General features: G+C 69.7%; 18 protein-coding genes and 4 pseudogenes. 6 read left to right on the plus strand and 16 right to left on the minus strand.

Annotation, left to right across the window (positions count from 1 at the left end):
* Positions 1 to 99 precede the first annotated feature (99 nt).
* From ACZ49J_RS25420 to ACZ49J_RS25435, 4 genes are all read right to left on the minus strand, one after another.
* Positions 100 to 234 (minus strand): Imm52 family immunity protein, encoded by a 135-nt coding sequence (locus ACZ49J_RS25420; RefSeq protein WP_468350327.1) that lies wholly within the window; start codon positions 232 to 234, stop codon positions 100 to 102.
* 19 nt (positions 235 to 253) lie between these two features.
* The gene (locus ACZ49J_RS25425; protein ID WP_467451834.1) at positions 254 to 1780 is read right to left on the minus strand and encodes a flavin monoamine oxidase family protein; all 1527 of its coding nucleotides are present in this window, start codon (positions 1778 to 1780) and stop codon (positions 254 to 256) included.
* A 152-nt stretch (positions 1781 to 1932) separates the two neighbouring features.
* Positions 1933 to 2154 carry a hypothetical protein gene (locus ACZ49J_RS25430; protein WP_467451699.1) on the minus strand — a complete coding sequence of 74 codons (222 nt, stop codon included), beginning with the start codon at positions 2152 to 2154 and terminating at the stop codon, positions 1933 to 1935.
* Between the two features lie 37 nt (positions 2155 to 2191).
* Positions 2192 to 2605, minus strand: a complete 414-nt coding sequence (locus tag ACZ49J_RS25435; RefSeq protein WP_467451698.1) for a hypothetical protein — start codon at positions 2603 to 2605, stop codon at positions 2192 to 2194.
* Positions 2606 to 2642: 37 nt separating this feature from the next.
* Between ACZ49J_RS25435 and ACZ49J_RS25440 the strand changes: the two are divergent.
* Positions 2643 to 2867 (plus strand): annotated as a pseudogene (locus ACZ49J_RS25440) (helix-turn-helix domain-containing protein); the annotation flags it as partial.
* Between the two features lie 30 nt (positions 2868 to 2897).
* Here ACZ49J_RS25440 and ACZ49J_RS25445 read toward each other — a convergent pair.
* Together ACZ49J_RS25445 and ACZ49J_RS25450 are read right to left on the minus strand one after the other, a co-directional pair.
* Positions 2898 to 3287: pseudogene (locus ACZ49J_RS25445) on the minus strand (XdhC family protein); the annotation flags it as partial.
* Between the two features lie 239 nt (positions 3288 to 3526).
* On the minus strand, positions 3527 to 4339 hold the full coding sequence (locus tag ACZ49J_RS25450; protein ID WP_467451697.1) for an alpha/beta fold hydrolase: 813 nt from the start codon (positions 4337 to 4339) through the stop codon (positions 3527 to 3529).
* A gap of 61 nt (positions 4340 to 4400) precedes the next feature.
* Between ACZ49J_RS25450 and ACZ49J_RS25455 the strand changes: the two genes are divergently transcribed.
* Positions 4401 to 4820 (plus strand): MarR family winged helix-turn-helix transcriptional regulator, encoded by a 420-nt coding sequence (locus ACZ49J_RS25455; protein WP_467451696.1) that lies wholly within the window; start codon positions 4401 to 4403, stop codon positions 4818 to 4820.
* Between the two features lie 37 nt (positions 4821 to 4857).
* Here ACZ49J_RS25455 and ACZ49J_RS25460 read toward each other — a convergent pair.
* Together ACZ49J_RS25460 and ACZ49J_RS25465 are read right to left on the minus strand one after the other, a co-directional pair.
* Positions 4858 to 4964, minus strand: a pseudogene (locus tag ACZ49J_RS25460) (IS5/IS1182 family transposase); the annotation flags it as partial.
* 204 nt (positions 4965 to 5168) lie between these two features.
* On the minus strand, positions 5169 to 6041 hold the full coding sequence (locus ACZ49J_RS25465; RefSeq protein ID WP_467451695.1) for an alpha/beta fold hydrolase: 873 nt from the start codon (positions 6039 to 6041) through the stop codon (positions 5169 to 5171).
* Between the two features lie 124 nt (positions 6042 to 6165).
* On the opposite strand from ACZ49J_RS25465, the gene ACZ49J_RS25470 reads away from it, so the two are divergent.
* The gene (locus tag ACZ49J_RS25470; protein WP_071279751.1) at positions 6166 to 6585 is read left to right on the plus strand and encodes a MarR family transcriptional regulator; all 420 of its coding nucleotides are present in this window, start codon (positions 6166 to 6168) and stop codon (positions 6583 to 6585) included.
* A gap of 21 nt (positions 6586 to 6606) precedes the next feature.
* Here ACZ49J_RS25470 and ACZ49J_RS25475 read toward each other — a convergent pair whose 3' ends face one another.
* Together ACZ49J_RS25475 and ACZ49J_RS25480 are read right to left on the minus strand one after the other, a co-directional pair.
* Positions 6607 to 7482, minus strand: coding sequence for an IS5 family transposase (locus tag ACZ49J_RS25475; RefSeq protein WP_467451694.1), 876 nt, complete (start codon positions 7480 to 7482; stop codon positions 6607 to 6609).
* Between the two features lie 319 nt (positions 7483 to 7801).
* Positions 7802 to 8398: an SRPBCC family protein gene (locus tag ACZ49J_RS25480; RefSeq protein ID WP_467451693.1), complete on the minus strand. Its 597-nt coding sequence runs from the start codon at positions 8396 to 8398 to the stop codon at positions 7802 to 7804.
* 640 nt (positions 8399 to 9038) lie between these two features.
* Between ACZ49J_RS25480 and ACZ49J_RS25485 the strand changes: the two genes are divergently transcribed.
* The 3 genes from ACZ49J_RS25485 (at position 9039) to ACZ49J_RS25495 (ending at position 12115) form a co-directional block, all read left to right on the plus strand.
* Complete coding sequence (locus ACZ49J_RS25485; protein ID WP_467451692.1) at positions 9039 to 10466, plus strand: amidase; 1428 nt, start codon at positions 9039 to 9041, stop codon at positions 10464 to 10466.
* Positions 10467 to 10856: 390 nt separating this feature from the next.
* Entirely contained in the window at positions 10857 to 11273 is a 417-nt protein-coding gene (locus tag ACZ49J_RS25490) for a hypothetical protein (protein ID WP_467451691.1), read from the plus strand.
* Entirely contained in the window at positions 11273 to 12115 is an 843-nt protein-coding gene (locus tag ACZ49J_RS25495) for an endo alpha-1,4 polygalactosaminidase (protein WP_467451690.1), read from the plus strand. The genes ACZ49J_RS25490 and ACZ49J_RS25495 overlap by 1 nt, the downstream gene beginning before the upstream one ends.
* Before the next feature lie 176 nt (positions 12116 to 12291).
* Here the strand turns inward: ACZ49J_RS25495 and ACZ49J_RS25500 are convergent, their stop codons facing one another.
* The 6 genes and pseudogenes from ACZ49J_RS25500 to ACZ49J_RS25525 form a co-directional block, all read right to left on the minus strand.
* On the minus strand, positions 12292 to 12669 hold the full coding sequence (locus tag ACZ49J_RS25500; protein ID WP_467451689.1) for a toxin Doc: 378 nt from the start codon (positions 12667 to 12669) through the stop codon (positions 12292 to 12294).
* The gene (locus ACZ49J_RS25505; protein WP_467451688.1) at positions 12669 to 12908 is read right to left on the minus strand and encodes a hypothetical protein; all 240 of its coding nucleotides are present in this window, start codon (positions 12906 to 12908) and stop codon (positions 12669 to 12671) included. Before ACZ49J_RS25505 ends, ACZ49J_RS25500 begins: the two co-directional genes overlap by 1 nt.
* Before the next feature lie 313 nt (positions 12909 to 13221).
* Positions 13222 to 14766 carry a type VI secretion protein gene (locus tag ACZ49J_RS25510; RefSeq protein WP_467451687.1) on the minus strand — a complete coding sequence of 515 codons (1545 nt, stop codon included), beginning with the start codon at positions 14764 to 14766 and terminating at the stop codon, positions 13222 to 13224.
* Positions 14766 to 16091: pseudogene (locus tag ACZ49J_RS25515) on the minus strand (SCO6880 family protein). The gene ACZ49J_RS25510 and the pseudogene ACZ49J_RS25515 overlap by 1 nt, the downstream one beginning before the upstream one ends.
* Entirely contained in the window at positions 16079 to 17686 is a 1608-nt protein-coding gene (locus tag ACZ49J_RS25520) for a hypothetical protein (RefSeq protein WP_467451686.1), read from the minus strand. Before ACZ49J_RS25520 ends, ACZ49J_RS25515 begins: the two are co-directional and overlap by 13 nt.
* Positions 17683 to 18108 (minus strand): hypothetical protein, encoded by a 426-nt coding sequence (locus tag ACZ49J_RS25525; protein WP_468350338.1) that lies wholly within the window; start codon positions 18106 to 18108, stop codon positions 17683 to 17685. Before ACZ49J_RS25525 ends, ACZ49J_RS25520 begins: the two co-directional genes overlap by 4 nt.
* Positions 18109 to 18123: the final 15 nt, after the last annotated feature.

An 18123-nucleotide genomic window follows, 5' to 3' on the forward strand; every position in this document is an offset into this window, starting at 1 on the left:
TCGATATCTGTGCGGTTACGCCCTCCAGTCAGGAGGTATTCCAACGCATTCGCGTTGGTGTCTACTGAATTCACAGAGGCTGCGGACTTGCTCTTGCCCTTATGGAACCACGTCGCCAGGGGCGGGGTGCGCTGCCGCAAGATTACTCAGGCAGCCAGACAGCCGTTGGGCGCACTCAGTGGCTGATTCAGCGCGTGGCCCCCAATAGGCGCCTACATAGAACATGTCCGCCATGCTTTCAAATGTGTCTGTGCTAATCCGATAGCACACGCGTGTGCAGGGCGGTCACGGCCTTGCGGGCCGAGGTGAACGCACCGTGCATCCAGGCGTCGGTGTAGCTGAGCCAGTCACCGGCGAAGTGGACCCGCCCGGAGGGCTCGTTCAGCGGCTTGTAGCGCGGGGCGTCGGGGCCGCCGGGCGTGTCGTGCCAGGCGGCCTCCAGGTGGGGTGTCTGGCGCCAGTGGTGGGAGAAGGAGGAGACGAGGTCCGTGCGGTACTTCTCGCCGTAGATCTTCACGCCGGCGGCCACCGCGCGCTTCTCGCGCTCCTTGGGGGCGAGCTTGGCGTACGAGTCGGCGTCGTCGCCGTAGTTGTAGTAGCCGATCATGATGCCGCGCTCGCTGTGGAAGCCGTACGAGGGGTGCCAGATGTGCACGACGTCCTGGTCGGTCTCGGTGATGCCGCCGTAGATGTTGTGGTCCAGTTCCCACCAGCGGGAGCGGTACTCCAGGCCGATCTTGGCCGCGGACGAGGGGGTGATGGCCTCCAAGGCGCTCTGCACGCCGGAGCCCAGGTTGTGCGGGATCTTGGCGAGGATGTTGGGCGGCATGGCGGCGACGCAGTAGTCGGCCTCGACGACCTTCGTACGGCCGCCCTGGGTGTAGGTGACGGTGACGCCGCTGCCCTTGTCGGTGATTTTCCTGACGGCCGCCCCGGTACGGATGCGGTGGGCGCCGACGGCCCTGGTCAGCGCTCTCGGTATCTGGTCCATGCCGCCGACCGGCTGGAACATCAGCATGGCCTGGTCGAAACCGAACTCGAAGGAGAAGTAGCGGCCGACGCCGCTGGCGAAGACCTGGGAGGCGGTCGGGAGGTCGCCGAGCAGGACGCCTGGAGTGCCGGCGGCTGCCGGGACGGCGGAGTATCCGCGGCGTTCGCCGCCCTCGTACGTCAGCTTGCCGCCGAGTTCCCCCCAGTCCTGGAGGAAGTCGACGAGCCGTTCCTGGTCCTCGGCCGTCAACTCCTTGTCGAGCGCGCCCTTGTTGGTGGCCTTGGCGAGCAACTCGGAGACATAGCCGTAAACATCGGCTTTCGCGGTCCGGTACCGCACGGGCTTCGTCATTCCGGCCGACTCGTTGAAGAGGTAGGCGTCGGCGTTGACGTTGGTGAACACCTCGATGGGAACGCCGAGTTCACGGCAGTAGTCCAGGGTGACCATCCACTGCGGGATGCGGGCGGGCCCGGCGTTCATGTAGTGGCCCTCGGCGAAGCGGGCGGTCTGCCGGTTGCCGTACAGGTCGGTGGTTGAATCACCGCCGCGTACGGTGAAGTTGCGGCCGCCGGTGCGGTCTCTGGCCTCCAGGACCGTACAGTCGTAGCCGGCCTTGCCGAGTTCGTACGCGGTGGTCAGCCCGGCGATGCCGCCGCCGAGGACGACGACCTTGGCGGCGCTGCGACCGGTGAGGGTGAAGTCGCTCGCCCTGAGGGCACGGAAAGGCTCTTCGTGCTGCGCGGCCTGTGCGGTCGGGGCGAGGCCCAGGGCGCCCATGGTGGCGAACATGGCGCCGGCACCGCTGCTGAGACCGACGTTGCGCAAGAACGAACGCCGACTGGTGGTGGTCCGGCTGTGAGGCTGTGCCATTGCGTGAGGGCTCCCTCCGTCGATCTTGAACGACTCGGGAAGCCTTCCAACTGCCGGTTACAGTCCGTCGGTTACTCGTGTATCCACATGGTTTCTGCAACCGCCCCCGTCCAGCGGGCTGGACGTCCGCGGGTGGACAGACCGAGAGCCCGCACAGAGGGGATGCGGGCGATGTCGGTGATGACCTCCACCCGCTCGATCCGGGCGAATCCCTCGCCGTCCGGCACGCCGTCGACTGCCATCCGTTCCGAAGCGATCTGGAGGTAGTCCCCCGGGTGAGGCGCGGTACTCACGTGCGGAACGGTCATTCCCTACCTCCGGTGCGCCGCCTCACAGTGCGGTGGTCTGTGATCTCCTCAGCGCGGCCAGCAGGACGCCCCCGACCTCGTCCAGAGCGAAGGAGTCCGCGCACGGATCGGCATCGGCCGCCAGGTCCGTGACGGGCAGGATGATGTCCTCAGCCAGCCGCAACAACAGGATGGTCGGCGCCGGAACGGCCCTCGTCCGATCGACGACGGTGGCAGGGCCGTGCTCGCTCCGGTCCTGTATCGCCAGCACGTACCCGAAGGCGAGCTCCACCTCGTACGTCAGCTGCCGGTGGGTGACGTTCCTGCCCGTGACCTGGGTGAGGATGACGGCGATGTCGCCGTACCTCAGCGCCTGCGGTCCGCCGGCTCCGTGTTCGTGGGCATGGGTCCTCCGTCCCGCACGATGCGGACCCTGGGTCCGTTTCGCTTTCGACAATGCGGACCCAGGTCCGCTTTGCAAACGGAGGAACCGCATGCCCGAACGCAGGCCACGTAAGGACGCAGTACGCAACCGGGCGGCTGTCCTCGCGGCGGCCGACAGTCTCTTCGCCCGCTGCGAGAGCCCGGAGTCCGTCACCATGGCCGACATCGCGGCGGAAGCGGGCGTCGGCAAGGCAACGCTCTTCCGTGCCTTCGGTGATCGCACCGGCCTGATCCACGCGCTGTACGCGGCGCGGCTCGAACCGATCCGAAAGGCCGGCTGCCGCGCTCTACAAGGCCGCCGCGAGGAGCCCCACGGGCGCGCTGAGCCGTGCCAGCCGGGCATCCGTCAGGCCCGTGGCCCGCAGTGACGTCTTGCGCTGCTCGACGCTACGGCGCGAGCCCATGGCGCCGACGTAGCCAAGATCCATCCGCAACGCGGCCGCCAGCAGCGGGACCTCGAACTTAGGGTCGTGTGTGAGCGAGACGACGACGGTGCGGGCGTCCACGCGTCGCGCCGCCGCTTCGGCGGTGAGGTGGCGGTGGGGCCAGTCCACGACGACCTCGTCGGCGTCCGGGAAGCGCTCGGGGGTGGTGAAGACGGGGCGAGCGTCGCACACCGTGACCCGGAAGCCGAGCAGAGCGCCCTGGCGGGTGAGGGTCGCGGCGAACTCGCCCGCGCCGTACACCAGCATGCGCGATCAACCCATGGACCATCCCCCTTCAGGTCAACCTGACAGCCCCTCAATCCTCACCCTATGAAGATCAACAACGGCCACGCTTGTACTGCAGCGCCACCTCGGTGGAACATCAGCGCCATCCCAGGGACAGGGGTGCCGTGATGACGGATGCGCGCCGGCGAAGCCGTCAAGGTGCGTTGTCGACGGACGTGTGGTCGCTGGGGAACCACCGCGTCCGTCGGCGCTGCGGAAGCCTCTCATCGCGCGTGTGCGCTGACGGGCCGGTGGGTGGTGTCCGTCTGATCGAGGTAGGCGTCGATCAGGGCGAAGGTGGCGGCCGGCTGTTCGATGTGCGGCAGGTGGCCCGCTTCGGGGATGACCTCGAGTCGGCCGTCGGTGAACGCGTCGGCGTACGTCGCGCCGTAGGCAGGAGTGACGATGCGGTCGCTCTCCCCCCAGAGCAGGAGCGTGGGAAGGCGCACGCGCCCGAGCCGGCGGAGCAGCTTGGGATCGTGCATGTAGGGGTTGCCCGCGAGTACGCGCATGGTGGCCATGTTGGCCTGCCTCTGCGCGAGTTGGTCGGCCGGGACGTCCGCGGGATCGAGGTAGTGACGCCGTGAGTCGTGCCACGCGTACTCGGCGACATTGCGGGCGTCGAGGGCGAAGAAGTCTCGGATCGGTTCGCTCTCGACGTGCACGCCCACGGCGTCGATGAGGACGAGGCCGGTGATGATTCCCGCGGTGTCCCGTACGGCCATTTCGGCGGCGGCCCAGCCGCCGAGGGAGGAACCGACGACGAGAACGTCCCGTAGCCGGAGGTCGTGCAAGCAGTGCAGGTAGGCGAGAGCGAGATCGTCGATACCGGTGAGCCACGGGGGGCGGTGGGTGCCGTCCCAGCCGGGGTGCACGGGCGTGATGGTGTGTGTCGTCCGGGAAAGATGCTCTGCGAGGCCGGCGACCGTGGCGCGGCCCCCACCGCCGTGCAGGAGCAGGGCCGGCCTGCCGCTTCCGGCTTCGGACACAGCGATGGACAGGTCTTCGTACAGGGTGACTTCGTGGTCTTCGGGCATGGCACCCACTCTAACTAAAGATGTTTAATTAATCTAGCTTAGTTTGAGGTAGGCTCTACCCATGCATGGTGAGCTGCAAGTTCTCGGAAGAGCGGTCAAGCAGGTCCAGTACCAACAGCACCGGGCGCTCGAGACCCGCCTTTCGGCGATCGGTACGACGCTCGCTCAGTGGGATGCGCTCAGGGCGATCAGCCGGTCGCCCGGGGCGTCGGCCCGTGCACTGGCCGCGGCGACTTTCCAGAGCGAGCAGGCTTTCGGAACGCTCGCCGGCCGGCTGGTGGCCCAGGGCCTGGTCGAGCGCCGGCCGGGACACGGCCGGCGCATCGAGCATCACCTCACGTCCTCGGGCGAGGAGATCCTGGGGGCTGGACACCGAGTCGCCGACGAGGCGCTGGCCACGTGCTACTCCGCCTTGTCCGAAGAAGACCGCACCACCTTGCTGGATCTGCTCCAACGCCTCACCGCGGGGGAAGACGGCTGAAGGTCGCCCATGGGCGCCGGAGAGCCTGGGCGTTCGCGTGCGGGATGAGTGCGCCGGGTCCCTGGTGGCCACCGCGGCGACAGCGGGCGCACCGCGGCAGGGCCGGTCGACACCTGACTCGGTGAACGCGCGGCTCTCGTTCCGGACGGGCTGAACCCGGGTGCACGTGCACCCGGCACGGGGTGGCGTTCGCCCACCGCACGCGCACGCCGTCGGTGGCAGGCGCTGAGGGCCTGCCGTTTGGATCATGCCTGGGCGGACAGGCCCTAGGCCGTGTATCGGAAGTGCTATCAGCGGAGCTAAACGAGGGTTGATTTTCAGGGTGCGGTGCCCGGGGCGGGCTGAGACTCAGTTACCGGACCGTTCCAGGAAGCCGGCGAGGCTACGGTTCGCCCCGGGCGGGATGGCGTGCGGAAGCGCGTGATGGGACACATCCCGCAGCACGGTCGTTGCGACGCGTGGCAGCAGCGCCTCGGCGCGGGCGGCCACCTTGGAGGGGTCATGGGCCCTGCTGCTTCCGGCGAGGAGCAACAGGACCGGCAGGTCCAGGCCGCGCAGGGCGTCCGGTGCCGGGCGTGGCCCGGTTACGGGTCGGAGAGAGGGGAAACCGGCGGCCGCCTCTTGGAGGGCGAGCCAGTCGGGATCGAGGGCGGAGCCTTTGGTCTCCCACCCCAGGAAGGCGCGGACCCGGCGGGGTGTGTTCCGCAGCAGCATGGGCAGTGCGTGCAGCAGGTAGGCCGGGCTGAACCCGGCGAAGCACTGGGTCGGGTCCAGAAGGGCCAGGCGGCGTATCCGGTCGGGCGCGCGCATGGCGTGATGCAGCGCGATCCAGGCGCCGTACGAGTGTCCGCCCAGGTCGGTCTCGGCCACTCCGAGGCCGTCGAGTAGCGCGTCCAGCCAGGCCGACAGGTCGGCGACCGTACGGGGGCGGCGGTCGCCGTCGGGAGTGCTGCGTCCGGGGGCGCCGATCAAGTCGACGGCGAACACCCGGTGGGTGCGGGACAGTTCGGCGGCCTGCGCGTACCAGGACGCGGAGGTTGCGCCCCCTCCGCCGGGCAGGAGGATGAGCGAGGGCCTGTCGGCCGGGCCGCATACGTTGACGTGTGTCGTGCCGAAGGGCGTGGGAACGGTCGCCGTCTCGCGAGCGGCAGGCCACTTGGTCATGACCTTGTCGTAGGCCATGAGGAAGTTGTCGGCGTCGTACGTATCGCGAGCGTTCATGAACGGCGACTCCTCTATTATCTCGCTCAGCAAGATACTTGTTGGGCGAGATAATACGTGGAGGTGGTCCGTGCCCGATCAGGAGGGTGAGGAACTCGTCGAACGAGCCGAGCCGGGGCCCGAGATGGAGATCGTCCACCTGCTGCGCGCGGTGGCTGTCGACCTGGGCAGGCACAGCACCCGGTTCGCACAGCGCAACGGCATGCACCCCACCGACGTGCGTGCGCTGATCGCCCTGATGGACGCCGCCCGCGCCGGCGAGGAGACCACAGCAGGGCACCTAGGCACCGCTCTCGGGCTCAACTCGGCAGGAACCACAGCACTGGTCGACCGCCTGGAACGGGCCGGGCATGTGCGGCGGGTGCGCGATGCGCGGGACCGCCGCAAGGTCACCATCGAAGTGGACGAGCGGGCGGTCGCCCTCGGCTGGTCCCACTTCGGACCGCTCATCGATCGGGCGGTGGACCTGCTGCGGGGATACGACGAGCGAGAACTGGCCGCGGTCAGGGGCTTTCTGACTGGGATGCGGAAGGCAGCGGTCTAGGATGTATCTCGAATATGCTGGTTACAGCCACTCGTTGATGGCCGCGACGAGAACGGTTGCCTCGTAACGAACCGCGAGTTTGTCGTATCTCGTGGCCACGGCACGATGCCTTTTGAGGCGATTAATGCCGCACTCGACCGCGTGGCGCTCGCGGTAGTCGACCGGGTCGAACTTCGGCGGCCGACCGCCGCGGGAGCCGCGCTGCTTGCGGTGACGCGCATGGTCGGCCTTGTCCGGGATGGTGCAGCGGATACCTCGTCTACGCAGGTGGGCGCGGTTCTTGCGGGAGGCGTAAGCCTTGTCAGCGCGCACGCGGTCCGGGCGAATGCGTGGCCGGCCCACCCCGACGCGGGGCACGCGAATCTTCTCCAGCACGGCCTCGAACTGTGGCGAGTCGCCGCGCTGCCCGGCCGTCACCACGATCGATAGAGGCTTCTGGCCCTGCTCGACAGCCAGGTGCAGTTTGGTGGTGAACCCGCCGCGCGAGCGGCCCAGTCCGTGATCACGAGGCTCGGTGAGGACACCGCCCTGCGGTTCCTTCTGCAGGTCACCGTGCTTTCGGGCCCCGGCCGCATGCTGATGAGCGCGACACACCGTGGAGTCGACGCTCAGGTCCCACGAGATCGCCCCCTGTGCGTCGGGCAGAGCCTGGAGCCGGGTGAGAACCCGGTGCCAGATGCCATCCCGCTGCCACCGGCGGAACAAGTCGTAGATCCGGCCCCACGGCCCGTACTCGACGGGCACATCCCGGCACGGAACACCGGTCCGGACACGGAACCGTATGCCGTCGATCAGCTGCCGCCGCGGCCAGACGGGCGGCCGCCCCACCTTCGTCCCCGTCGGCAACAACGGCTCCAGCACAGCCCACTGTTCATCCGTGAGATCTCCCCGCCCCATGAAACACGATCATTCATAGGTCAAGATCCACTTTCGATACACGGCCTAGTGGACCAAGCCGCAGGCGTGGACCGCGAACAGGCAGTACCGGACGGGGATCGACATATCCGCGTTCGAGGAGCCGCGGGGGAGCAGTGAGGCCAACGGCGAGGTCCGCGTCCGCGCGGGCGTGGCCGCGGCCCTCGTTGTTCGGCGCCCGCCAAGGCCTCAAGGGCGCCCGCAGGAGTTCGCCTCCTTCCTGCTGCGACGGGCCCACCAGAGCCAACGTCGTCCACACCGACCGCGACGATCTGGTCCGCGCCGTCCCGCAACGCGGGCTTCACCCGTCTTCCGCGGGCGCGTTCGTCTGAGGTGCCGCCTGCCGGGGAAGGTGTGAGGACTCCGGAACAGGGCTGCGCGGGGTGCGCAGTGGCCGGCCTTGTTCAGCAACCCATTGGGCCAGGGAGACCAGAGTCATTTCGACGCTGTTCGCCATGTAGTCGCGGAGCGCGTCGAGGTCGGCACGGGTGGTGCCCAACACCGGGTCGGTGCGCAGGAGTTGCCAGGACTGCTGGACGACGGTTCCCCGCCCCTGAGGGTGGAAGGTCCAGCTCCATCGCACGATGCCCTCCTCCGCGCCACCGACCACGAAGCTGAAGGCAGTACCGGGTTCGGCCTGCACCACCTGGGAGCGGCTGGTCCATTCCTTGCCGCCCTTGCGGTTGAGGCCGCTGAACCATGCGCCGACCCATGGGCCGGCGCCCGGGTCGAAGGTGACGTCGGTCGCGTTCGGGCTCCATCGGCCCACCGCGGACACGTCACTGACCAGCGTGTACACGAGGGCGGGTGCGGCGTCGACCCAGACGCGTCTGGCGAAGACGAAATCGGAGGCGTCCACCATCTCGACGGGATCGTGTTCGCTGGCCGTGGCGCTCAAGGCATCCTCCGTGGGTGAGAGCGGCATGTTCGGGCGCCGGGTCGGCAACGCCCACTTCACCGGCTGTCTCGCCGGGAAGCCAGACCCGCTGATGACTACCCCCGGCAGAGGCAGGTTGGGTGGCGCGGGTCGCCCGACGAGCGCGGCACGCGCTGCCTCTTCCCGGAGCGGCCCACGGAGCGGGAGCGACCGCCCGCGGTGTCCGCACCCGAGTGACCTTGCGGTCGCCGCCGGACCACGGTCGGGAACGAGGGTTCCCCTTGGGCCGCCGCACGGGAGTTGGGGAGCCCGGTCAGCCACCTCGCGAAAGCGGTCCGGGGCTTCGAGCGTCACCGATCGGTGCTCCCCACGTCGAATGTCCTGGTGACCGCTGTCCTGGTGAAAGCGGCAGTCCCCGCGGACCGCATGGCGCCCGTGATGGATGGCGGAACGGCTTCGCGGTGATCAGAAGGCGACTTCGACCGCGGCTCGATTATGCGAATGGAGCGGGTGCCCGAGCCAACAGGCGCCCCGTCACAGCCCCTTCGAACGACGTCAGAGCTGGAGGAACTCAGCGGGTCGCGTCCAGAGGCGGCTCCTGTGGGGCGGGGAGCCGCTCTGTAAGGTGTCGGCAGTGCACGGGTGACGTCGTGGGGGAGTGATGACCGTTCTGAACGCTCTGGACGCGACGGAACTGGCACAGTGCATCCGGGCCCGTGAGGCGTCCTCTCGTGAGGTGGTGCAGGCCCATCTCGATCGCATCGCGGCAGTGGATCCGGACATTCGCGGTGTGATCACCCTCCTCGGTGAACGGGCTCTGGCCGCGGCGGACGAGGCGGACTCCGCCGTCGCGCGCGGCGACGACCTCGGTCCGCTGCACGGAGTCCCCTTCACGATCAAGGACTCGCTCGACACCGCCGGCGTGCTGACCACGCGGGGATCGCGGCTGTTCGCCGACCACGTCCCGGCGGCCGACGCGACGGCCGTGGCGCGGATGCGTGCGGCCGGTGCCATCCCACTCGCCAAGACGAGTCTGCCGGAGTTCTCCTACTGGACGGAGACCGACAACCTCCTGGTGGGCCGTACTCGTAACCCCTGGGATCCGCGGCGGACTCCGGGTGGGTCCAGCGGGGGTGAGGCGGCGCTGATCGCGGCCGGTATGTCGCCGCTGGGCCTGGGCAGCGACGTGGCCATCTCGGTCCGTGGCCCCGCGCACTTCACGGGCATCGTCGCCCTGAAGGCCACACACGGCCGTATTCCGAACACGGGGCACTGGCCGCCTGTACTCCGTCGCTACTGGCACGTCGGCCCCATGGCCCGCACCGTCCGTGACATCGCGACCGCCTACCGGATCCTCGCCGGACCTGACGGCATCGACGGATACGCAACCGCGCCGTGTGACATCCCTCAAGGCGCAGCCGACGGCCAACCGCTGCGCGTCGGCGTGCTGCTGTCGTCGGAATTCGGCCCCGTCGACACCGACATCGTGGCCACGGTCCGGGCCGCGTCCGACGCCCTCACCGCGTCGGGGCTCACCGTCGAGCCGGCCCGGATACCCGTCCTGGAGGAGTACAACGCCACCCACCTCAGCGCCACCCTGTACACGGCCGAAGTCCTCCCCTTCCTACGGACGTTGACCGCGGAACACGAGGACAGCCTGCACCGGGCCACGCGCGCCACCTTGCGAGCCACCGAGCCCTCGTCGGCCGATGTGGTCAAGGCCCAAAGCGTCGTGGAACGCATGCGGGACGAGTTCGCGGCCTGCTTCAGCCGCTACGACGCGCTGCTGTGCCCGGTGGTGCCGTTCCCCGCGCCGCTGCCGGCCCAGTCCCGTCACGACCTCGACGGGGTCGAGATCCCGGCGCGGGACGTCATGCGGGCCACCGTCCCGTTCAACCTCACCGGTCTGCCGGCGTTGTCGCTCCCGTTCGGCGCCACCGCGGACGGCTTGCCGACAGGCGTCCAGCTCGTCACCACCTGGTACGCCGAGGACTCGCTGCTGCGGCTGGCATCGCTCCTGGAGTCCGCGAGCCCGGTCCTCGGACGCCGCCCGTCGATGACAACCACCGCGGCGGCCACCGACTCCTGACGCCGAGCCGTTCCGGGAGCGAGCAAGCACGGGGCCGAAGTCCTTCCAGCGGCACGGTCGGCCGCCCCTCCGACGCCCTCGCCGCCAAGCGCGCCACCCAGAACGCGTACTCCTCGCTTGATCTGCGGGTGGTCACCTGGAACGCATTGCGTGCCCGGAACCATCCGGTGGCGTGACACCGACAGGACTGCGCGAGTGGGAGCGACAGGCCGTGAACAGCGCACAGCGTACTGAGCCGGGTGCCGCCGGAGAGCGAAGGACGTTCGCCGTGGACGTCACCGCCGCGAGCGTGAGGCGGGACGGCTTCGACGTCTTACGGCACGAGTGGGACGCACGGGCCGGCGGCGTCTGCCCGCTGCCCCGGGCCCGGCCGATGCCTTCCCATTCCGTGTGCGTGCCTCCAAGCTGGACGACGCGTTGATCGAGGACGTCTATGGCGAGTCGCTTGTCGGCAGGCCCCGCAATCCCCACGACCGGGTGATGATGCATGTGATTCAGCGCGGCAAGTGTCACTTCGCCCGCGAACGGGCTGAAACCACCGTTGTGGCCGGGCAGTTCATGGTCCGGCGCAACGGCCCGCCGTCGCAGTTCAAGGTGGGGCCCCGCTCGGCGACGAAGCTGCTGGCCCTGCCTGCTTGGCCCCGGCGTCTGCTGCGCGGGCGCCGGCCGGCGCCCGCGTGGAGGAACCCGCTGTGCCCGAGGCCCGTCATCCAGTGCGCACCGGCGACGGCGGCCCCCGGTGGGGACGCTGCCGCACCCCTGGAAATTGGTCTGGAAACTGTTCGACGACCCGAAAGGCCTGCCTGATGAGACGCGTTTTATTCCTGCTTCCCCTGTTCGCCCTGCTTCTGCTGCTCCCGGGCCTCCCAACGGACCCGTCATCCTCCCGGAACGACGACGGCACGGCCGTGACAGGGGTCATGGACACCACCTCCGCCAGCGCGAGCGGCCGCCGCTGGCAGCCGCGCCCCGGCCTCACCTGGCAGTGGCAGCTCACCGGCAGGCTGGACACCTCCGTCGACGTCCCGGTCTACGACATCGACGGCTTCGACCACTCCGCGAGGACGGTCGCCGCGTTGCACCGCAAGGGCCGTAAGGTCATCTGTTACATCTCCACCGGTGCCTGGGAGGAGTTCCGCCCGGACGCGAGGAAGTTCCCCAGGTCGGTGCTGGGGAGGGGCAACGGCTGGGAGGGGGAGCGCTGGCTCGACATCCGCCGCATCGACGTCCTGAAGCCGCTGATGGCGGCCCGCTTCGACATGTGCCGCGACAAGGGCTTCGACGCGGTGGAACCGGACAACATGGACGGCTACCGCAACACCACCGGCTTCCGGCTGACCGCCGCGGACCAGCTCCGCTACAACCGGATGATCGCCCGCCTGGCCCATGAGCGCGGCATGTCGGTGGGCCTGAAGAACGACCTGGACCAGATCCCGCAGCTGGTGCGGGACTTCGACTTCGCGGTCAACGAACAGTGCGCTCAGTACGACGAGTGTGAGGCCCTCAAGCCGTTCATCGCGGCCAGGAAGGCCGTCTTCCACGTCGAGTACGAGGTGCCCACCCGTCGCTTCTGCCCCGAGGCGCGCCGGCTGAAGCTGAGCTCGATGCTCAAGAAGTACGAACTGGGGGTCTGGCGGCGGCCATGCTGAGCCCGAGGCGCGAGACCGCTGTCGGCTGACCGCGGCGACGGCCCACGCTGACGCGGCGGCACCTTCTCGGCGCCCGTGCCGACCGCGCCCTCCACGGGTGCGTCCACGGGATCGAGACCTCGTGGGGGGCGGGCGGGAGGCCACCGGGCATCCGGCCCGGTGACGGCGTCGAGCAGTCAGACCCGCCAGGAACGCAGCTGTTCCGCGATGGCCTGGACGCCGAGACGGGTGTCGCGGACCTTTCGTACGAGATCGGAGAGGGCGCCGTAGGGCGGATCGATGCCCTCGCCGGACTGATCCATGTACTGGGCCGCGACGAACGCCGCGTACAGGCTGTTGCGGTGAGGGAGCGGCTCGAGGCGCACGATGGTGTGCAGGAGCGCGGCCGCACGCCAGGAGGCGTCCGGGTCGGCCGCGGCGAGGGTCGGCAGCTTGGTCTTGTGGCGGGCGACGGCCGCGACGAGTGCCGAGTAGTCGGAGACGGTCATGTCTTCCTGGCCGAGGGCGGCCTCCTGGACGTCGAGCAGCCAGGAGACGTCGATGTACAGATGCATCAGGCGGCCGCGGCGCCGTCCCCGCGCTCGGAGGGCGGCACCTCGTCGGGGAAGGCGTCGTCGAACTCGTCGCGCAGCCGGTCGGCCCACGCGCTCGCGCCCGTGACGAACTGCTTGCGCTGCATCTCACGGACGCCGAGGTCGTGCAGGTACTGCTTGAGGCTCTTGCCGTCGGCTGCGGCAGCCGCGCGCACGCCTTCGAGTTCCTCGTCGGTGAAGGACACGTTCAGTGAGGGCATACCCTCATGGTACCTAGTTGGTGCCTGCCGGGCGACACCTTCGCGTCTGCCATCCGTACGAAGCCGGGTCCGCACGGCGGGCGGGCCTGGGCCGTCCCCGCCGGCTGATCCCGCAAGACCGCCCGTGGCGGCGGGGCGGGACGCGGCAGTACTGGCTGAGGGGGCTGTGGTGGGGCTCGCCCGTCCGTTTGCAAGGCGAGCCCGGCCGGCGGCGCACGCAGCGCGCACACCTACCGGGCGGGCCCCGACGGCGGAGACGAACGCCAAGGCCGCCGGAAGTCTCCGCCGTCGATCGAGCGGTGCCTGGCCGAGTTCACACCACCATGCGCTCGTCCGTCTCGAACAGCTCTTCCTCGGTGCGCGAGAGCCGGAGCTGCACCGCGTGGGAGCCGCCGCCCCGGCCGACCTTCCAGAGCGCCCTGCCTCGCTGGCCGGCTCCCCAGGAACCGATCAACTCGCACTCGGCGTCGGTCAGCCCGATGGCCTCGCGGGTCAGGTTCAGCGGTTTGGTGTCCTGGGCGAGCTGGATGCGGGTCTCGCACGAGGCGATCAGGTCCTTGGCGATGGCGACCGCCTCGGACCCCGCCGCGCCGACCGCCTCCAAGTCCGACAGGCGGTGCGTGGCCAGGAGCTGGATCGTGCCGGTCGCGCGGCTCAGGCGCAGATCGGCGTCGATCTTGCGGACCATCGCCGCGCCCCCGGATCGCATCTGCCGCCACAGCTCGTCCCGTACGACGATCCACGGCCGCTCGCCGGGCCGGTCGATCGCCGACTGGGCCCAGGAGGAGACACAGCTCAGGACCATGGCGACCGTCTCGTCCCCGTACTGCTGCAGGGCGGAGATGTCGACGGACTGGATGGGTGCACCCCAGTCCAGGCCGACCGAGGTCTCCTCGTCGAACAACCCGCCCAGGTGCCCGGTGATCATGCTGCCGAGGGAAGACCGCAGGGAAGCCATCTGCTCGCGCGCCATCTGGATGTCGTCCCCGCGGACACGCAGCCCGTGCGCCATCTCCTTGGTCGGGTCCTTGAGCTTCTCGTAGACCAGGGGCAGCGTGGGCGTGCGCAGATGGGTGTGGCCGGACAGCTGGCCGGTGACCTCACGGACGGCGATGTCCAGGCACTCCTCCTCCTGCGGCACCAGGTTGCGTTTCAGCTGGAGTTCCAGCAGCGCCTTCAGCAGGGTGAGCCGGCGGCGGTGGATCTCGGTCAGGCGGGCCTGGAGCTCCTCACCGCCGATCCTGTCCAGGTCGTAGCCGAGCGGCCCGGCGTCCAACGGGTTGAGCCGGCCGGGCAGACCGGGGCCCAGCCGAACCGGCTCGACCCCCAGGTGCTCGCACAGGGCCCGGTACTCGCCCTTGACGTCGCCCGCGATCAGGGCCCGGTGCCCGAGCGCCATCAACCGGAAGCACAGGGCCTTGATGTGCGCGGACTTCCCGCTGCCGGGGATGCCGGTGACCATCACGTTGGGGTTGGTGCACAGCCCTTCGCGGACCCACGCCGCCGGGTGCGCGGAGAAGGCCTGCATGGTCAGGGTGTTGTAGCCGATGTAGACACCGACGGGCGGCAGCGACTCCGCGTGCAGGAACGGGTAGATCCCGCTGGCGCGCTCGGTGTCGGCCCGGAAGACATCGACCTTGGCCCTGGACGCGGCCCGCCCGGCGAAGGGCTGGTTCCACCCCAGCCGGGGAGCCACCCGCATGGCGGTTTCCGGGTCCTCAAGCAACCGGGCCCGCCGCTGTTCACGGGGGCTGAGCTGACGGGGGGACGGGCGCGGCTCGCCGGTGTCGAGCAGCGCTGTCAACGGCTTGGCCTTCAGGGCGCTGTCGACGTCGGAGCGGCGGAAGGGAGACCCCATCAGATGCCCACCCTCCGGTCCGGCAGGCCCAGGCCCAGTGGCAGGGCCGCGATGGCGAAGGCGTCGTCCTGCGAGCCCCACACGCGCCGCAGCTCCAGCCCGGACGCGGAGGCGTCGGCCTGGAGTTCGGCACAGGCGGCCTCCAGCTCCTCGAAGTCGGTGACCGTGACCGCCAGCAGGCAGGTCAGCCGCACCACACCTTGGCCGGAGGCACGCGCGACGTCCTGGGCGCGGGCCGTCAGCTCCTCCCTGCGCTCGTCCTCGCTCTCGGCCCGGCCGGTCTTGGCCCGCAGGCGTCGCGCGGCGTCGCGCCTGGTCTTCTCCCGGGCCAGGTCCTGGCGGGCCTTGGCCGGGGGGACCGGCTCGTACACCAGGCTCATCGACCGGCGCGCGTTGGCCCGCGGTTGCAACAGCGGCTGCAGGAACGTCGCCTACACCTCCGACTGGGGGAAGCCGCGCACCTGGTAGGAGACGGTCCAGGCGCCATCGTGCCGGTAGACCCCCCAGCCGGTCTTCGCCGCGGCGGGCCCAGCCAGTTCGGGGTCGACGCCGCGCTCGGCACCCTGCCAGCCCGGTTCCTCTGCGGCGGCGTTGCGCGCGGCCAGGGCTTGCTGCGCCTCGGGATCGTAGGCGGTGCGGATCACCTGGGCGAGACCGCGCGGAGTGAGCCACTCCTGAACGCTCAGGCCGGCGCTGCCGAGCGCGCCGTGCATCGCGTTGAGCTCCCGTACCAGGACGGCGGCCGCGCCGATCTGGCCGCCGCCGGCACCCTTGACGGCCAGGCGGGCGCGGGCGGAGGAGAGAGTGACCGACAGATACGTCTCGCGGGTGGTGGCGGCCGGACCCGCCCCCTCCATCAGCTCCGACAGGGCCTGCACGGCGGCGGGAGGCGCCTCGGGGGAGGTGTGGCGTGCGGTCCAGGACCACAGCGCCGCCCCGTCGTCGGGCAGCGCCCGCTGGTGCACGCTGATGCGGGTGATCGCCCCGTCCTCGTTGCACTGCGAGCGCAGGAACGCGGACCACGCCTTGACGCGGGCGTTCTGCTTGTCCGTGTCCACCAGCGCCAGACCGGGGTAGGTCACCCGCGCCACGGCGGTGCAGGTGCCGTCGACCGGGTTGTGCGTGATGCCGAGCGTGCCCCCGAGGCCGTCCGGGGCTTCCAGGATGTGCAGGCGTGCCAGCGTCCCCGGCAGGTCCATGGGCTGACGCCCGTCCTTGGTGCGGGGGGCGAACACGCCCGAGGTGAAGATGTTCTTGTTCGTGGCCACGGCGATCTGGTGCCTTACTGCGAGGACGATCCACTGATCCGCGCTCAGCCCCAGCACCCGGCCGAAGGCCAGGAGCAAGGAGCAGGGCTGCGAGGGGCAGGGCGAGGAACGCGCTGGTCCAGCTTCGGGTGTAAAGGGGGATCAGGGCGATGACGGAGGCAGCCGTCATCAGGGCGAAGCCCACGCCGCTGAGGTTGCCCACGAACCCGCTGCGTTCCGACTGCCAGCCGCTGTAGGTTGCGGGCTGCACCTGCGTCATGAGTTGTCCGGCCTCCAGCGCGGCGATGAGTCCGTCCCGTTGTCCGGGACCGGGTGCGGCCGGGGTTCGGGAGACGGTGGGGGAGTGGCTTCGGCAGGCGCGCCCGCGGGGGTGGGCGGCGCCTTGGCGCCGCTCCTGGCGCCACCGCCGTCCTCGCCGCCGCGTTGCGGGCCGGTGACATGGCGGCCGCCCTTCTTCCGGCTTCCGGGGCCGGGCCCGGACCCGGCCGCCCTGGGGGCGAATCCACTCTCCGGCACGTCCCTGCCGACGGCGGCGACCTGCGGACCCATGCCGGCGGTTGTGGTGCCGCGGAAAAGAAGCCGCGGCCGCCGAAGCCCGAGCCGCCACTGGCGGACGCGGAGTTCGAGTTGTCCTCCTCCAGTGCCCGGGTGTAGCCGCCACCGCCACCGACGGTTCCCGGCCCGCCGACGGACGGCTGGTAGCCGCCGAACACGGCGGAGACTCCGGAGCCGACCGAGCTGATCATTCCGGACGCCATCGAGTTTCCGTCCCCGTTCGCCGCGAAGGTCATGAACTTCGCGATGACGGGCCACGCGCATCCGGCGACGATGAAGGGGATCAGGCCGACCAGAACGTTGCGGACGCCTTCCGTGCCGGACATCGCGCTGAAACCGATCGAGAAGACGATCAGAATGACCGGCTTCATGAGGATGAGCGCGATCAGTGCGTTGCGCGCCTTCGGCCACCAATTGCGGGTCGCGTCGGAAAGCTGTCCGGCCAGTACCAACGGCATGACCCCCACGAGGATCATGATTCCCGCCTGCCGGATCAGCATTTCGACCCACAGCGCGCCGGTCGCCGGAATGGACAGAATGGAGATGATGATCACAAAGCCCACGGCGTTCGCGGAGACACCGCTTCCGGTGATCAGGGCCGTACCGGCCCCGGCTGCTCCGCCGTCTCCGACGAGTCCCGCGAACAACGTGCCCAACTGCTCCTTCATGGCCTCGGTGGCGTCCTCGCCGCCGGAGCCGCCACCGTCGAAGGCGTAGTTGATCACCGCTGTGCTGAAGGTGTCGGTCCAGTTCAGCGCGACCTGCGTGGCGAAGAGGTACACGGACAGGATCGCCGCCCATTTGGCCAGGCCGGTGATGGCGGTGACCAGCGGGCCGCCCTGCTGGGAGACCGCCACCTTCCCGAACTGGACGAGCAGCAGGAACGTCGCCACCAGCACCGAGACGCCGGTCGTGATCCCTATGACCGGGCCGATGCCTGACCTGCCCAGCTGGACGGTCGAGATGCTGTTGAAAGCCTCCGTGAACTGCTCCAGCAGCCAGACCACGCTCTCGCCGAGGGTGGCCGCCGTCTCCTCCAAGGCATTGGCCGCCGCCTTCGAGACCTTCCCGGACACCCAGTCGGCCGGTCCCTTCACAGGGGGCGGATCCTTGGCCGTTGCCTCGTCATAGCAGTCCTGGAACGTGCGTTTGCCTCCTCGACGCACTGTGTCAGGAACTTGTTGACTTTCTCGTAGCCGGCAGTGTTGTGGTCGGTTCTTTCCCGCCACCGCTTCAGTTCGTTCAGCTCGAACTGCCGGGCCTCGTTCGGACCGCTCGTTCCCTTGTCGGCGCAGGACGTGTTTCCGGCGGGGTAGTCCTTGCAGCCCTGCGGAGCACGGCAAGCCGCGCGAACGCTTCCGTCACCGCTGTCCATGTCGCAGTATTCGCCGGTCGTTCTGCTGATACCGACGCGCTCGCCGTGGCTGAGCTCCGGCGGATACGGCTGCGGTGGCTTCGCGCCGGCGGCGAGGGCCGCCGACGAGGCCGCGGTCAGCGTGATCAGGAGGGCGGCCAGCACGGCGGCCAGCCGGGC

The sequence above is a fragment of the Streptomyces sp. NPDC030840 genome (assembly GCF_055572015.1).